10 protein-coding genes are annotated in these 17,754 nt (G+C 37.3%); 9 read left to right on the forward strand and 1 reads right to left on the reverse strand.

What is annotated here, in order from left to right; all coding sequences use genetic code 11:
• Window positions 1–51: 51 nt before the first annotated feature.
• The 7 genes from ACCB35_RS03950 (at window position 52) to ACCB35_RS03980 (ending at window position 13,843) form a co-directional block, all read left to right on the forward strand.
• Window positions 52–1,029 (forward strand): hypothetical protein, encoded by a 978-nt coding sequence (locus ACCB35_RS03950; protein ID WP_374055833.1) that lies wholly within the window; start codon window positions 52–54, stop codon window positions 1,027–1,029.
• 6 nt (window positions 1,030–1,035) lie between these two features.
• The gene (locus tag ACCB35_RS03955) at window positions 1,036–2,550 is read left to right on the forward strand and encodes a hypothetical protein (protein WP_374055834.1); all 1,515 of its coding nucleotides are present in this window, start codon (window positions 1,036–1,038) and stop codon (window positions 2,548–2,550) included.
• A 23-nt stretch (window positions 2,551–2,573) separates the two neighbouring features.
• Complete coding sequence (locus tag ACCB35_RS03960) at window positions 2,574–6,089, forward strand: helicase-related protein (RefSeq protein ID WP_374055835.1); 3,516 nt, start codon at window positions 2,574–2,576, stop codon at window positions 6,087–6,089.
• The gene (gene drmB, locus ACCB35_RS03965; RefSeq protein ID WP_374055836.1) at window positions 6,086–7,981 is read left to right on the forward strand and encodes a DrmB family protein; all 1,896 of its coding nucleotides are present in this window, start codon (window positions 6,086–6,088) and stop codon (window positions 7,979–7,981) included. The genes ACCB35_RS03960 and drmB overlap by 4 nt, the downstream gene beginning before the upstream one ends.
• Before the next feature lie 91 nt (window positions 7,982–8,072).
• Complete coding sequence (locus ACCB35_RS03970) at window positions 8,073–9,533, forward strand: AAA family ATPase (protein WP_374055837.1); 1,461 nt, start codon at window positions 8,073–8,075, stop codon at window positions 9,531–9,533.
• A gap of 2 nt (window positions 9,534–9,535) precedes the next feature.
• Window positions 9,536–12,004, forward strand: a complete 2,469-nt coding sequence (locus ACCB35_RS03975) for a DUF2357 domain-containing protein (RefSeq protein WP_374055838.1) — start codon at window positions 9,536–9,538, stop codon at window positions 12,002–12,004.
• A gap of 39 nt (window positions 12,005–12,043) precedes the next feature.
• Window positions 12,044–13,843 carry a DUF262 domain-containing protein gene (locus tag ACCB35_RS03980; RefSeq protein WP_374055839.1) on the forward strand — a complete coding sequence of 600 codons (1,800 nt, stop codon included), beginning with the start codon at window positions 12,044–12,046 and terminating at the stop codon, window positions 13,841–13,843.
• Window positions 13,844–13,950: 107 nt separating this feature from the next.
• Here the strand turns inward: ACCB35_RS03980 and ACCB35_RS03985 are convergent, their stop codons facing one another.
• A complete protein-coding gene (locus ACCB35_RS03985; protein WP_374055840.1) occupies window positions 13,951–14,742 on the reverse strand; it encodes an IclR family transcriptional regulator in 792 nt (263 codons plus the stop codon).
• 155 nt (window positions 14,743–14,897) lie between these two features.
• Here ACCB35_RS03985 and ACCB35_RS03990 point away from each other — a divergent pair, with 155 nt between their 5' ends.
• Together ACCB35_RS03990 and ACCB35_RS03995 are read left to right on the forward strand one after the other, a co-directional pair.
• On the forward strand, window positions 14,898–16,247 hold the full coding sequence (locus ACCB35_RS03990) for a lyase family protein (protein WP_374055841.1): 1,350 nt from the start codon (window positions 14,898–14,900) through the stop codon (window positions 16,245–16,247).
• Complete coding sequence (locus ACCB35_RS03995) at window positions 16,231–17,754, forward strand: aldehyde dehydrogenase (RefSeq protein ID WP_374055842.1); 1,524 nt, start codon at window positions 16,231–16,233, stop codon at window positions 17,752–17,754. Before ACCB35_RS03990 ends, ACCB35_RS03995 begins: the two co-directional genes overlap by 17 nt.

Genomic DNA, 17,754 nt, shown 5'->3' on the forward strand with positions numbered 1-17,754 from the left:
AATCAGAAGGAGTATTTTAAATATTCATTTAAAGGAAGTTGTGGAATTACTATGTCGATAAAAAATTTACAAGTGATTAGTAAAAGGGGTTATCAACCGCTGCCGGATTGGATAAATTTTGGATTTGAAATTGGCGCATACTTAAGTGAAAATGCTTTAAAACGTAAGGAACCTCTAAATATTATACTTTCCATACCATATGACGATTTTTTTTCTTTATTTATTGCAGTAGGAATAGCAGACAAAACATTTTCTAAAAATAAACAGCTTAGATCGATAAGAAAAACCATTTTAAACTTAATACCTGGCAGTAGAATTATTTATAAAGATGATATTTCTTCCAGGAAGGCTTCCGTTATTTCTATAGAAGAAAGTCCTGTCTTCGAAAATGAAATGATATTAAAAATTAAAGATGGGAAAATTGAAAGAGGAATTCCTGAGAAACAATGGATTGACAGAGTCATTATTTTAGATGAAGAATTTGATGAAATAAAGAGAACGAGAAAAGTAAGTGAGAATCAAAATATAGGTTTAAACAATAATGAATTTCTAAAAAAACTTTATACATCACGTCAATTGTATAAAGTGGGATTTTATCCTGGAGATAAATTTTATATAGTTGGTAATAATAACAATTTATTTTCATTAATGAATGAGAAGGTTTTTTTCTATGAAAAAGTAATAGGGCGAATTAGTGATTTTCTTTATTTAGATAATAAAAACAGTTTCACTAATGGGAAATTAATTTCTTCACAATTAAAGAAGAATGAACATGAAATAATGGAAGAAGTACCTGTCATTTATTCTAACTTAAATAGTTACATGAAACAGGTAAAAAACTTTAATAAGAACCCAAAAATAATTGTTGCAAGTAGAACTGACAATGAAAGCCGTTTGCATGAGGTAAAGGAAGATATTAAAAGAGAATTATTGGATGGGAAGAAAATAGTTACAACAGAACTTATTGAGTACCTAGAACAAACGGAGGTCAATATACCTGCCGGTATAGAGGTTCTTGCTTGGAGGTGAACGTTGATGAAACTTGATAATTTATTAGTTTTATATAGTTTAGAAAAGTCGAATGTATTATTTAAACATGTTAATAGCGGGGAGATGTTACAGTTTTCGAACTATGTTGGTGAATTTAAGTTAGAAATTCAGAAGAAATATGATAACGATGAATCATTAATAGAAGTTTTAAATTTTCTAAATAAGATATTCTTTAAATTGGCAAGCAGCTTACAACCGTATAATCAGGTTATTGATGAGGATATGGAAAAAGCAATTATCTCAAAGCTTATGCTTACTAAGAAAAGCTACCCGGAATTATTTAGTAAGACACTCATAAAGGCGGCAAAATCAATTAAAGATTTAAAAGAAAGTGATAATAATTTGTTTGATAATTTATGCCGCTACATAAATAAAAGAGCTGAAGTTGGATTAAAGGTTGCTATAGTTACTAAAAGAGCAATATCTCACCAGGAAAAACACTTAGTAAGCAGCAGTCTAAAGTCCTTCCTGAAAGTAAGTTATTTTACTGAAAACAGCTTCAGAAAAGATTTTGAACTATTCGATGAAATAATATATGTAGGCAATCCGTTATACTTTGGGGATTATGTAAAATCTACTTTTAAGGGAAAAACCATAACCTTTGTATCTTATGATATTTTCACAAATTCATTTCAGCCTCAAAATGTTTTTGAAGATATAGATAAAGAAGGTACACACAGTACTATTTACAAAAACGTTACCATCGGGGAGACCCTGCAAAAGAAAAGTATAATTGAATTTAATCAAGGTGAAGTGTTAAGTACATCAGTAAACAAGTTTCTTAATGAACAGAAAAATGAGGTTAATTCTCAGGAAGCGGTAGAAGCCTGTTTAGTTCAGTTGGAGAACGACCGTTTTTTATTTGCTCCAAGAGAATCAAAGATAAGGGTTTTTAATCCTAACGATAAAACTAATTTGATAAAGCAAATAAAATTTAGGGATGTAGAAGAAGACGAATATATCGTTATCAGAAATGAAAGAGATACAAAGTTAATCGCAGAAGTTGCCGATCAGGATGTATTGAAAAAGAGTGCCGAGAAATACCGTCTTTTACAGAAGGATTGGAAAAATAAACTGCGTTCAAATGTAAAAAGAAAAGGTCTTAAGAAAGTAAGCGATATACTATATAACAAATATAATATTAAGACTGCCTCTTCTGCTTCAGTAAGATCATGGTGTAATGAAGAATCAATTTGTCCTACTGAACTTACTAAGATACTTAAAGCAATCAAATATGACGAAAATAAAATAAAAGAAACTTATGAAACTATGAAGAAAATACAAAACGCACATATAAAGGCAGGAAGGATAATATCACAAAAATTAATGAGCGAATTATCACAGGATATCTACAAAGAATTACAGGAAAAAGGCTTTTATACATTTAAATCTAAAGAATTTGATGGTGCTTCTTTCAATATAGAGAGAATAGTATCAATTGATCGCACAAGACACTTTATCGCGCAATATAACCTAATGAAGCCTATGAGTTTTGATTAAATTTAGGGGAAGGAGTGTAATTTATGACTATTACTTTAGAAGAATCATTGAACAATCGTCAAAAAGTCAAGAACAACGTTAAAGAAGAAATGATAGGTCCCTCTCAAATCAGAGACCATTATCGTAAATTTAATCCAATTGGAACAACCGTATTAGAATCTAAGGAAGATTTATATATTCCTTACTTTTGGGAAGTAGGGGGCATTAAAGAAGAGATACTGCAAAGAGAGATGCCAACCCAAAGATATGTAACTGGACACTTATTTCCACTGGGGACGAGTGGGAGTGAGGAAGCTGCCCTTGAAACTCCAATAGGGGAAGACCCTAGTGACGCTCCTGATAGTGAAAAAATCGAGAAATTATTTGATCAAGAGTCTGGTATGGAGACGACTGAGGATGATGGGGAAGTTGAACTTCTTCCTCAAAGAAATGATTTTATGCCTTCCACTATGGGATTAACATTCTGTATTAATAAAGAAGTGCCCAATTTAAAAGTACGCATATCCGGAGGGAATTATACACCACACAATGTAAGAGTCAGTGGAAATAGTAGTCCATACAAATGGTGGTTAAGAGAATCCGTAGAAGGGTTATGGGAATTATCAATTGAAGAACTTTTAAAAAGCAAGCAACTTGAAAAACATGTTGATATGAATAATAAGAAAGGTGAAAAGTTAAGCCAATATAATATAAATTTTCAGGCTAGGCTGCGGGACGTGAAGGGGAAATATATAATCACCATCAGTGTGACTAATCGCTCTGCACCTCAAAAGTTCAAAAGCCAACAATTAATCCTATTTCAAGCTGTTATGGATATTTTCACACCAGAAAATCACACTTTCTCAGTTTATCCAAAGCCTTATGAAATGAAACAAACTATTGGTGACGAGGAGGCATCTTCTGAACTTCTTTACCGAAATGAGGGAGTTTATGCATTTGGTCATGGATGTGCTGCTGATTGGGAACAGCACTCTAAAAATATCAAAAAACTTTCAACTACTTTCATGCCTGAGTATGAGGCACTAAGTATGACACCAAATGTGTATGTTGAACACGAGGGGAAAAAAGTAGAATTAGAAATTAGAATGAGTGATTTGGCGGGTATATCCAGTGATGATTCTCCCGATTCTATTCTACGCCCGCTTATTAATGGATATAAGGATTGGATAAAGAAAAAAAGAACAGAAGTTGCAGATATTCCAGATCCATTAAGGCCAGTGGCTGGTAAACATCTAAAATTATGTGATGAAAGTCTAATGAGAATGGAAAAGGGTCTTGAGCTGCTTAAAGATCCACAAGTACTTCAGGCTTTCCGCTTAGCAAATAAAGCAATTTTATTACAACAAATTAATGGAATTGAAAGACGCTTTAGCCGAATAGAAGAAAATCATTTACATTTTAATAAAACCTATAAAGAAAGTGTAAATGATGAATCTACTTTAAAAATGAAAACGAATACATGGAGAGCTTTTCAAATAGCATTTATATTAATGTCAATTGAGTCATTGGTTAATGAAAATTCTGAGTCAAGAGAAGTAGTTGATTTAATTTGGTTTCCAACCGGTGGGGGAAAGACGGAAGCTTATTTAGGTGTCGCTGCCTTTCAAATGGTATTAAGGCGTCTTAAAAATCCGTTGGACGCAGGTGTTGATGTTATGATGAGATATACGTTAAGACTGTTAACTGCTGACCAATTTCAGCGCTCCTCAAGACTGGTTTGTGCTTTGGAATATCTACGAAGAAGAGAAAAAGAAAGGCTGGGAGAAATCCCCTTCTCTATTGGAATATGGGTTGGGTCAAATACCACCCCAAATAACAATAAAAATGCAAAAGCAGTTTTAAGCAAACTTCAAAAAAATGAAAAAAATGCACAACAGTTTATTGTGAATAGCTGTTCGTGGTGCGGGGCTGCTTTAGGATATTATGAACAAAATGGAAGTAAAAAGAAGCATTATGCTGGTTATAAAATAAGCAGCGATAAACTTGTTGTTCACTGTCCTGATAAAGAATGTGAATTTCATGAAGAACTACCTATTTATATCGTAGATGAAACTATTTACGATCGGAGACCAACATTCTTAATTGGTACAGTAGATAAGTTTGTCCAACTAGTGTGGCAGCCGCAAGCACGGTCTCTCTTTGGGATTGAAAAGAATGGGGAACGGCGTGTGAATCCTCCATCATTAATAATTCAAGATGAACTGCATCTAATTTCAGGTCCTTTAGGTACATTAACAGGATTATTTGAAAGCCTAGTAGAGGAATTATGCTTAAAAGAAGTTGACGGCAAGGTCGTAAAACCAAAAATCATTGCAGCTACTGCTACAATTAAACAATTTGAGGAACAAGCACGTGCTTTATTCGGTAGAAAAAATGCAAGGTTATTTCCAAGTCCAGGGCTGGAAAGTGAGGACTCTTTTTTTGCAACACCTGCATTAGATGAAGAAGGAAAGCCCATGCCTGGACGAAAATACGTTGGCGTATATTCCACCACGGTCAGAATTATGATGGCACAGGTTATGGCATTTTCTTCAATACTTCAATCTGCCACTGAGATAAAGGAAAATGAAAGGGATCCATATTGGACCTTACTGACTTTTTATAACACCTTGCGGGAACTTGGCGGCGGACTAACTTTAACACAGACGGATATTCCTCAATATTCAAAGTCTATGTCTATGAGAAAGGGTCTCCAAAAAGATATTCGATATATTAATAATGTACTTGAATTGACCTCTAGAAAACAAAGTCATGAAATTTCAAAAACAATCGATGATTTAAAATCAGCTTACAACCCAAACTCAAAAGAGAGAAATACAACGATTGATTTATGTTTAGCATCTAACATTATTGAAGTTGGAGTGGATATTGATCGTCTATCTGTTATGGCAATTGTGGGCCAGCCAAAAATGACTGCCCAATATATACAAGTGAGCGGTCGGGTTGGACGCCGCTGGTGGGAAAGGCCAGGGCTGATATTTACTCTGTATTCAAACACAAAATCTAGAGATAAATCGCATTTTGAACACTTTAGAGAATATCATCAGAAACTTTATGCACAAGTTGAACCAACAAGCGTGACCCCTTTTTCTGATTCATGTTTAGATAGAGGACTTCATGCAGTAGTAATTGGATTTTTACGTCAGGCATTAAGTGAGGATATCGCTAGAACTCCCGAGTGGAAAGAAATTCAAAGGTATTTAAGTACAAGGGTAGTACCATTTTATAATCGATTGATTGAAAGGGCGTTACTTGTTGATCCAGAACAGGTAGAGGAACTGAAAAGCAGGTTCCGTGTAATTTTAAAAAGACTTGAAACAGGAGAGTATACCTCCTGGAGAGTTGATTCGCAGGTTAATGGGTACATGTATTCAGCCGGCACTTCAGTACCTCAAGCATTAAAAGCTAATGCTGAATCAATGATAAATTCAATGAGGAATGTAGATTCAGAATGCAGGGGACTAATTGCATCGATTTATCATTCAAATGCAGATGATGATAATGAAGGTGAAAATAGTTGGGAGGCGCTATTTACATGAGAGACTTGCCATTAAGAAGAGGGCAGCTTGTTACAACCTTTGGACCTGGTGCACTTGTGATAAGTCCTGAAGGAGAATCAGCAATGATTGGTGCACTGGATAAATGGTATTATGACAAAAATGAAAACCGAATTGAAGCTTTCGGTGAGTTTGAAATCCAAGAACCTCGTCTTAGATCTTTATTAAAGGTGAACAAGTTATTGATGCCCCCTGATTTTAGACCAAGTTATCAATATAAAAATGCTGGAAGTATGATTACCCAAACCAATACGGATCTTTATATCCCTATGCTGCGTTTTCCTACTTGGCATTATTGTCCGAAGTGTAAAACTCTGCATCAATCAGCGATGTCTTCGAGGACCAGCTGGCTAGATTGCAAAGAATGTAAGAAACAAATGAAAATGATTCAAGTCCCGTTTGTAATGGTATGCAGTGAAGGACATATATCAGATTTTCCATGGATTGAATGGGTCCATGGAGATGAAAATACCTCTTGTAATGGAAGGATGAGAATTCTGTCTACTGGCGGTGCAACCCTGGATTCCCTCAAAGTTAAATGCACCTGCAATGCAGAACGGTCTCTAAAAGGAATAATGTCGAGAAAGACTTATTCAGACGACGATGAAAATGTAAGTGAATTAAGTAGGAGTCTTAATAAATTTGAAAGAAAGTTGTACCAATGTCCTGGTAATAAGCCATGGTATGGGTCTGATAAAGATAAAGAAGTTTGCACCTCATACCCGGTTGCTGTCTTGAAAAATTCGATTAATGTATTCTATCCTAATACAATTAGTGCAATACACTTGCCTGGAGAGAATCTTGAGGTAGAGAAGCTTATTGATATTTTTGAAAAAAATGGGATTACTTCGTCTTTGTTAGAAATCACGGATAATTTAGATACTAAAATAAATATGGCAATACAGCTATGTCCCCCAGAAATTAAAGAATTCACTCATTCCGATATGGAGCTTGCTATTTTGTATATAGAAGGTAAGTTGGATGACGAACAAAACCCTGAAGGAGTAAACATCAGTAATCCTGAAAAAGAGTTAAGAATTAAAGAATACGAAAAGCTGTTACAAGAAATTGATACAAAAAATTTGAAAGTTAAAAATGAATGGGTCTCTGAAAAAATTCATAGTGATGAACAAGTACAATCTTACTTCAGTTTATTAAATAGAATTACAAAATTAAAAGAAACAATTGTTTTAACCGGATTTAGCAGGCTTACAATAAAAGAGGAAGTGTCAGCAAAGAACAAACTCTTAAAAGGTAAACAATTATTATTTAAAGAGCCTCTTTCAAATGATAATAACTGGTTACCTGCTTACAAGGTCTTTGGTGAGGGGATTTTCTTCACATTGAATTCTGAAAAAATAAAGATATGGGAGCAGAGAGAAGATGTTAAACCTTACTTCAACAGACTTCTTACGCGTGTAGAAAAAAGAGGGACGATTGTTGATGAGAGTATAATAAGCCCAAGGAACGTTCTCCTTCATACGCTTTCACATCTAATCATTGATGAATTAGCCTTAACATGCGGCTATAACTCTGCTTCGATTAAAGAAAGGTTGTATCTTAGTGAAGAACATAACGGAATTTTAATTTATACTTCTTCAGGCGATATTGATGGTACATTTGGCGGGTTAGTAAGAATGGGCAGAAAAGAAAATTTCTTTCCTGTCGTTGAAAAAGCTTTAGATAAGGCTCGCTGGTGTAGCTCGGACCCTGTATGTTCTGAAATTGGAAGATCTTCAGGGCAAGGAGTGAATAATTTAAATGGTGCAGCCTGTCATAGCTGCTCTTATCTTCCTGAAACATCATGTGAGTTTGGAAATCTTTTCTTAGATAGGACTTTGCTAATTGATCCTAAGATTGGTTTTTTTAATTAGGCAGTGGCGGTTTCTCTTCACCTGATTATGGTGGTAGAGAGCCGTTTTGTCATTTAAATATGAAATATTTTAAGACGGGAGAAATTAAGGAATGAAAGAAGACGTTATATTAATAAAACTAACAGTATCCTATAAAGAAGATATTACTCCAGATGAATTATATGAAGTAACAAGTGTTAGCTGGAAAATAGGAGAAGATAGATTAAAAGAAGGCTTCAAGTATTACTGTGCTGTATACAAAAATGAAATTAAAGAAGTTTATAAATTTTTAAGTTATGAAAAAGACCCTCATCCAGAAAAAGCAGGAAGGTTTATCTTGAAAGGTCGTCCTGCAGACGAAGAAATACGTTCAAAGTTAATCGGGATGGATGTATCAAAGATTCATAAAGGTTCTGGGAATCCTATTAAATATACTACATTAGAAAAATTATTAATAGAAGAAAAATTAATAGATAATTCTAGTGATCTTAAGATTTTACACCATATTCACAACTATATCTTATCTAAAGGTTATCACTATACTTTGGAGCAAATAACAAACTTTTACCTTTCCTTGAAGACTAAACCCTTCGTTATTCTATCAGGCATTTCAGGAACCGGTAAAACAAAGATCGTCCAACTATTCAGTGAAAGTCTTGGAGCCACCGCAGATAACGGACAATTCTCTTTAATCCCAGTCCGCCCTGATTGGAGTGATGGATCTGATCTTATTGGCTACCGTGACATTAAAGGCGAATTCCGAGCAGGGCCATTCACAAAGGTATTAATGGAGGCTAATAAACCCGAAAACAGGGATAAGCCTTATTTTGTATTGTTAGATGAGATGAATCTAGCTAGAGTAGAGTACTACTTTAGTGATCTATTAAGTGTGATGGAAAGCCGTGACAATAAGGATGGAGAGTTGGTTTCTGATCCCGTGGTTGAGGAGACGGAAGTTGGACGATTACTGATGAGAGACAATCTATTTATCATTGGGACGGTTAATATGGATGAAACTACTCATCCATTCAGTCCGAAGGTTTTAGACCGTGCCAATACGATTGAATACAATGAGGTGGTTCTGGATCACTTTGGTTTCTTGAGTAAAGAGTCTGATGCTGAACCATTGTCTGTATCGAATAAGCAGGTGGCTGGCCGGTTTCTGAATATAAAGGATGCTTTCTTTGATCATGAGGATCTTGTGAGAAAGGTCACTGGGCTTCTTGTTGAAGTAAATACAATATTGGAACCAATAAAGGCTCATTTCGGGTACCGGGTAAGGGATGAAGTATGTTTCTACATGATTTATAACAATGAAGGACAGCTGATGAAGTTTGATGACGCTTTTGATTATCAGCTGGCTCAAAAGGTTCTCCCAAGATTAACAGGGAACGACCAGAAAACAGAAGTCGCATTGAAAAAGCTATTCCTGTTCTGTACAAGTCATGAGTGGGATGAGATGAATGCAACCTCGATCGTGAAAGAAGCTCGTTTTTCAAAATCTGCTGAAAAGCTATCGAATATGATTCCGAAAATCATCAAAGATGGTTTCGCTTCCTTCTGGGGTAGTTAAGGATGAATGGATCGGAAACGAAAGAGCTGTTGTACATTGAGACAGAGGATTTTTCTCTTTATATCAAAGGAATGCCATGTAATGCAAGGTTCGAGAGTCTATCACAGTATCGGATGCATTCTGCTCTTGAGAAGGAAGCGATGACGTTTACCTATAGCGGTGAGAGCGTTCAATCGGTTGAATTATACGATGTAGAAACGGATTCTCTTGAAGAAGTGCAGGGTCAGCCCTTTTCTCCTATTTTCTTTGAGAATGGAGTGTATCAAATTGTGATTTCTCCAAAGACAGATAAAAGCCTGTCTTTTTATCATGAGCATCCAAGTTTAAGGAATGCGGTTGAACCAGTAGGTAGAGGAAGTCATCCGATACTTATGGGGAATTTGCAGTTTATGAATGAAGTGGGATATACAAGCTTTTCGATTAAGCATAATGAAAAGACTTTACTTGATGTGAAGCTTGAGATTTTCCCGACGAAATTAAGTTATAAAAATGATTATCGTAAGCTTCTAGAGGAAGTTAATGATGAAGTGTATAATCTTGCTTTTCATTTTATAAAGAAGACGTTTCTAGGAGCTTCTAATCATTTATCGGAAAATCCTTCTTTGACGGAGTTTTATCGACTAATAGAGTTCTATTTTAAGAGCTTTATCAAGTCTATTCAACGGATTGAGGAACAGCCTCATCACCAGCTGTTGACGGAGCATCAGATGGTGAGAGGGGAACGGATTAAGAGGTTGGATAGTAAGGGGAGGAAGCATTTACGAAGCAATCCTCAGTTGTTTATGGAAGCCGACAATGGACTGGTGCTACACGATAAGCCTGTTTTTCCTGTGAAGGGTTTAAATGCTCGGAAAACGATTACCTATGATACGTTAGAGAACCGATTTGTGAAGTGGAGGATGGAGCGGCTTACTCATAAGCTAACGGATCTTTCGGCTAAGATTAGCAGTCAATCAGGTAGGTATGAGCGGAAGGTAGATGAAGAGTTGCTTCTCAAAGTCAAAAGGATGCAAGGTATCCTGAAGGCTTATTTGAATAAACCCTTTTGGAAAAGGATTAGTAGTGTGGATCGAACGGTCACAAGCATGGTGATCCAGAGGAAGATTGGTTATAGGGATGCGTATAAAATCTATCTTGTCTTGACCAGAGGGTTAATGCTTGAAGGTGAGCTTTTCAAAATGTCGGTGAAGGATGTCGCGACGCTTTATGAGTATTGGACGTACTTGAAGATGGGGCAGATTTTGCGAGCGAAGTATGTGCCTGAATATCAGGATGTTGTGGCGATTCGTCATGGCGCATTATTCGTCGATCTGGATCAAACATCTAATGCGAAGCAGGTGTTTACCCATCCTCAGACTGGGGAGCAGATTGTCCTTTCTTTTCAAAAGAGAGAAGGGAAGGTACCTACGGTTATGCAGAAGCCTGATATTATGCTTGAGGTGGAGAAGAAGTATTCTCATAATCGCTATCATTATGTGTTCGATGCGAAGTATCGGATTGATTTCGGTTTCGGAACTGATCAAGCAGAAAAGGTAGGGCCGTTGGAAGAGGATATTAATACGATGCACCGATATCGAGATGCATTGGTGAAGAAGCATCATGAGAGAGATAGCTATGAACGGTATTCATTTGGTGCGTATGTATTGTTTCCTTGGAATGAAGAGCAGGCTTACTTAGAGCATCCTTTTTATAAGAGTATTGATGAGGTGAATATTGGTGGACTGCCATTTTTGCCGAATTCGACTGTGCTGGTGGAGACATTATTGGAACGATTGGTGGAGAGTAATCCTGAGGATCTGCAGGAGGAAGGCGTGCTGCCTACTGGTGCTTGGATGCATTGGGAGTCTTCTTTGGATGAGAAGGTACTTGTTGTTTCTGTTAATGATACAAGGGTATACCATGAGTATAAGAGGCAAGGATATGTTGAGTTGAATTCAACTGGTCTAAAAAAAGGTTGGCAAGGTACCGAGTTTATCGCATTATACGTTACATTTGAAGTGAGTAATGAGACAGGTGTTGCAAATGGCATTCAGTTTTTTGGAAGGGTACAGGATATTTTGCTTCGACAAGATATAGTGAGGTTTGAAGTACAGAGTTGGCAGGTTTTGAAAAAGGAGATTCGGCCGGTTGGCTATGGCATTCAATCTCATATGATGACCACTTTATCATTACTCAACCAATCAGAAGAGCTACCTGAGTTATTTATAAAATCTCCAGAAGAAATTAAGTTGTGGCGAATGTTGAGAAGGCTGACTACCAACGTGCACACAAATTTAGATGATAGAACGATTGAGCGAGCTAGAAAAGTTCAGGCTTATCAGATAGGGCATGTTGAGGTACTTCTGGATTCAGACAGTGAACAAATTGACATTATCCAAAACGATGAAGTGCTAAATACTGTACCTTTAGGAATCTTGCAAAAACAGCCGGCACAGGCCTTTAAGATCATAAAAGAGTCTGTATTTGTGTGAGTTCAAGATACTACTAATTTGATATAAAGGGTGTATGTTGTGACGACTAAATATGTAGTAAACAACGGATCTATAGATTCGGTTTTAGCGTGGATTAAGGATGGAGATATTGCAATACCTGAAATACAGAGACCTTTTGTATGGGTTTCAAGTAAAGTTAGAGATCTTATGGACTCACTATATAAAGGGTACCCAGTTGGATATATCATTACTTGGAGAAATCCAGACACAAAGCTTAAAGATGGAAGTCAGTCCCATGGAAAGAAAATATTAATAGATGGCCAACAGCGGATTACAGCAATGACTGCTGCGTTGCTTGGACAAGAAGTTATAGGCTCAGATTATAAGAAGAGAAGAATTAGAATTGCCTTTAACCCTAAAGAGGAAAAATTTGAAGTGGCGAATCCAGCCATTGAAAAAGATTCTGAATGGATAAATGATATTTCAAGCTTTTTTAAAGTAGGCTTCGACTTATTTGGTTTTGTGCAGAAATATTGTCAAGATAATGAGATTGTTGATCAAAGTGGCATCGGGCAAATTGTAAATAGATTGGTAAATATTCGATTTAGTAACCTAGGAATCATTGAACTTTCACACGAACTTGATATTGAGACGGTTACGGAAATTTTCATTCGAATTAATTCTCAAGGAGTAGTACTAAGTCAAGCCGACTTTGCGATGTCGAAAATTGCCGTAAACGAAAACTATAATGGCATTCAAATACGGAAGGCGATTGATTATTTTTGTCATCTAGCAAAAAATCCAGCAGATTACTCCCAAATTGAAGCTAATGATAGAGAGTTTGCAGATACAGAATATTTCAGGAAAATAAAGTGGATCAAAGACCACACCGAATCTTTATATGTCCCTGATTATTCAGACCTTTTACGTGTCGCTTTTACGTCTAAGTTTAATCGAGGGAAGCTCTCAAATCTAGTAAGCTTGTTGTCTGGAAGAGATTTTGAAACTAGAGAATATAAAGAATACATTGCAGAAGAGTCTTTTAAGACATTAGAGGAAGGCGTACTTTCTTTTGTTAATGAAACGAATTTCAAAAGATATCTTATGATTGTTAAATCTGCAGGAATTATTAGCAAAAGTCTTATCCGATCTCAAAACACGTTAAACTTTGGATACATCCTTTATTTATTATTGAAAGACAAAAATGTAGATCAAGCTATCATTAATAAAAATGTAAGAAAATGGCTTGTGTTATCCATGTTAACAGGAAGATATTCTGGTTCACCGGAATCCATGTTTGAATTTGATATCAGAAGATTTAACAATGCAACGAATGTAGAGGACTATGTTAATAACGTTGAAGAAGGCGAACTTTCAGATGCGTTCTGGAACAATATCCTGGTTACGAGATTAAATACCTCTGTCGCAAGTAGCCCATTCTTTAACCTGTACCTTATGGCTCAAATTAAATCGGGAGATAAAGGCTTCTTATCAAAAGAGGTAGAAGTTAGACATCTTATTGAGGAAAGAGGAGATATCCATCACATCTTCCCCAAAAAGTATTTACAGAAGAATGGTTATATAAATAGAGGTCAATATAACCAAATTGCTAACTACGCTTATACGCAACAAGAGATTAATATTACGATTAAGGATCAAGCTCCAAAAACTTATATGGCGAATGTGAAAAATCAGTTTAATTCAACAGATTCTAAGTATGGAGAGATAAAAGATTTAAATGTTTTATTAAGTAATTTAGAAGAAAATAGTATTCCTTCAACTATCTTGAATATGGATTATAATGATTATGATGATTTTTTATCAACTAGAAGAAAATTAATGGCTCAGAAAATTAGGGAGTTTTATTTTTCTTTATAAAATCTTTACTCCTTATTTTAGATTTAGTATTAAACTGGATTTTTTTACCTTTAAATGTATAGAAAAGAAGCTGCCAGAAAATGTTCTGGCAGCTTCTTTTAGTCAATTTACTTTCTCAGATTCTTTTCAATCTCCTTAGCGGTCAACTTCACAAGTGGAGCCAACTCCAAAATCCTTTCTTTATCAAATCTGAAGTTTGGACCAGATACACTAATGAAACCGATCACCTGATTGGGCTTACCTAAGATAGGTGCGGAAATGCCATTTTCATTTTCCTCGGATTCTCCAAATGATGTTCCGAATCCTCTTTCCCTCATGATCTTGATTTCCTCTTTTAGTTGATGTGGTTCTGTCATGGTATGAGCAGTTAATCTCTCCAAGGGCCGTTGTAAGAAAATATCCACTTCTTTGTCCGGGAGGTAGCTTAATAGTAGCTTCCCATTTGACGTGCAGTGCAGTGGGAGAACGGTGTCGACGAAATTGACGATTCTGATGCTATGTGGTGAATCAATTTGGTCGATGGTTAAAACACCCAGGTGTTTAGGGACGCTTAGGAGAACGGTTTCATTTGTTTCCTCCCTTAAGCGTTCTAAGCTGGGGCGGGCTCGGCGTATCAGGGGATCGTACTTCGTTTCGCCTGAAGCAAGTCGGCTGAAAGAATAACCGATCTGATATTCCTTAGTGATAGGATTCCTTTCGATAAAATCATGGCTTTCTAATGTGACTAGGAGACGCCACACGGTTGTTCGATTCATATTTGTTCTTTCCACTAAATCATTAATCATAACGGGGTCTTCACTTTCAGCAATGATTTCGAGTAAACTGATTGCCCTATCGACTGCCTGTACGGTATTCTCTTGGTTTTTGGATGAATGTTGATTAAGGTCATTGTTTTTCATGTACATCATTATAGCTCAGTTAGAAGTAGCGTTGAAGTTAAAAGTTATTTTTAAAATAAAAAATAGTTTGACAATTTAATGAACGACAACTTATAATCAACTCATAAGTTCACTTAATGAACATTATGTTCATAATATGAACAAAGAGGTGTGAGATGACAAGTGTAAGAGTTGAATCGGATATTTTCGGAGAATTGGAAATTCCCAGAGAAGCACTCTTTGGGGTCAATACTCAGAGAACCGTACAGAATCTATCGTTTTCAGGGCGAACTTTAAGTCAGTATCCGGAATATATTCAAACCCTCAGTCTTGTTAAAAAGGCAGCCGCCAAAGCAAATGTAGAAGGAGGCATCCTTTCGGAACAAGTGTATAACTCAATATCCTTTGCTTGTACTGAAATTTCATCCGGCATTCATAATGGGCATTTTCCAGTAGATATGCTGCATGGTGGAGGCGGGATTGGTGTAAACATGAACGTCAATGAGGTCATTGCGAATGTAGCGAACGAATACCTTGGGGGTGAAAGAGGCACGTATTCCCCCGTACATCCTGTCGAGCATGTGAATGCATCCCAGTCCACTTCAGATGTGTGTCATACAGCAATCCGAATGGCCATCCTAGTAAGCTATCAGTCTTTAAAGAGACAAATCGAGTCACTCATTGAAGCAATCGAGGATAAGGTTGTAGAGTTTCAAGAAGTTACAACCATATCAAGGACTTGTCTCCAAGATGGAATGCGAATCAAGGTGGGGGAATCGCTCAGCGGATATGCTGCGGGATTTAAGCGGTGCGGTATAGGGATAGCAGACTCGATGAATGCACTTTATCAGGTGAACCTAGGAGGAACGGTCATCGGCTCAGGAACAGGTGCTCCAGTGACTTACCGTGATGTAGTGGTGGAGAGACTTTGTGATATTTCGGGATTGCCTCTGAAGTTAAGAGATAACCTGTTTGATGCAGCGAAAAACATAGACGACTTGGCCCGGGTTTCTGGAGAACTGCGAATATTTGCTTCAAGCTTGATCAAGATGGCTAAGGATTTCCGGCTACTATCCTCAGGTCCAAAGGCGGGATTTGCTGAATTCCAGCTGCCGGCTACACAGGCAGGTTCTTCGTTTTTTCCAGGTAAGGTAAATCCGGTCTTACCTGAAACCTTGATCCAATGCGGATTTCAAGTCATTGCCTGTGATCGGGCGGTGCAAGCAACATTAGAACATGGAGAACTTGATCTAAATGTATTTGAAGGAGCTGCAGGAGCAAATATCCTGGAAGCCATGAAAATGCTTGAGTGTACGCTCAAGCATTTCACCAGTGGATGTATAAGGGGATTGGAAGTGAATCGGCAGAGGTGTGAGGAGTTGTCTAACTCTATCATTCCCCTAACCGTCGATTTAAAAGAAGCCCATGGATATCAATTTGTTTCAAGGTTACTAAAAGAGGAAGGCCCAGAAGGAGTAAAGAACTATTCAGAAATTGGAGGAGATACAAGTGGCACCAATCAGTGAAAAGGCATTATTTGAAGGAATTGATCAACCCAAATTAACGTGGGCAAAAGAATGGTTAGAGACGACGAAGAAGCTTTATGTAAATGGCCAATGGGTATCAAGCGCAAGCGATGCAGTCATTGAATCGATTAACCCTGCAAATGGCCAAGTGGTTGGCAGTTTTGAAAGCGCCACCAAAGAGGATGTGGATAAAGCAGTAGTAGCAGCACGTGAAGCTTTTGATGGAGCGTGGAGTCAGGTGACAAAAAAAGAGCGTGCTAAAATGCTTCGTAAAATCAGTGTCCTCATTGAGGAACATCAAGCAGAGCTGGCTACATTAGAGTCACTTGATAATGGAAAGCTTTATACAGAATCTTATCAGGATGATGTACAGGAAGCCTCTGATATCTTCGAGTATTATGCAGGCTGGACGGATAAGCATTATGGAGAAAATAATCCTGTTGAAGGAAATTTCCTGAGCTACACAACAAGAGACCCGATTGGGGTATGCGGACAGATTGTACCGTTTAACTTTCCTATCTGTATGGCAGCATGGAAGCTTGCACCGGCATTGGCAATGGGAAATACAGTCGTGTTAAAACCGTCAAACCAAACCTCTTTCTCTGCGATCCGCCTTTTCGAAATCATTGACGAAGCAGGGGTTCTTCCTAAAGGAGTACTGAACCTGATTCTGGGAGAAGGGGCAATCGGTTCTTATATCAGCCGCCATATGGACATAGACAAAATTTCCTTCACCGGCAGTACAGGAGTCGGTAAAAAGCTCGTACGCGATTCAGCTGATTCAAACCTGAAGCCGGTTACCCTTGAACTTGGAGGCAAGTCTCCTAATATCATCTTCAGTGATGCACCAAATTTGGATGCAGCAATTGAACGATCTTTTTACGGATTATTTACACACAAAGGTGAGAAGTGTTCAGCTCCGACTCGTTTATTCGTGCAAAAGGACATTTATGATAGGGTAGTCAGCCAAATCTCTAACTATGCCAAGAGCTACACTTGCGGAGATCCTTTCGATCCACAAAGCAATCAAGGTCCCCAAGTATCGAAATCCCATATGGAATCGATTCTTGGATATATTGAAAGCGGAATAAAAGAAGGGGCCAGGTTGGTTGCTGGGGGAGAACGTGATACGACGGGACAGAATGAGCTTGGATACTTTGTTCGTCCGACAATCTTTGCAGATGTTGACAACAAAATGACGATAGCACAGGAAGAAATTTTCGGGCCTGTACTGTGTATAATCCCGTTTGAAACCGAGGAAGAGGTTGTAAAGCTTGCCAATGATACGCCTTATGGACTGGCAGCAGGACTTTGGACAAACGATATTTCACGGGCCCACCGTGTAGCGAACAAACTGGATGCCGGCATGGTTTTTATTAATAAATATGGATGTTATGATTTTGCAAGTCCGTTCGGAGGGTGGAAACAAAGTGGATGGGGGAAAGAATACGCCATTCATTCTCTTCAGTCTTATACAAAAACAAAGGCCATTTGGGTTGCGTATTAA

The sequence above is a fragment of the Rossellomorea sp. FM04394 genome, from assembly GCF_041889765.1.
GTDB lineage: Bacteria > Bacillota > Bacilli > Bacillales > Bacillaceae_B > Rossellomorea > Rossellomorea aquimaris_B.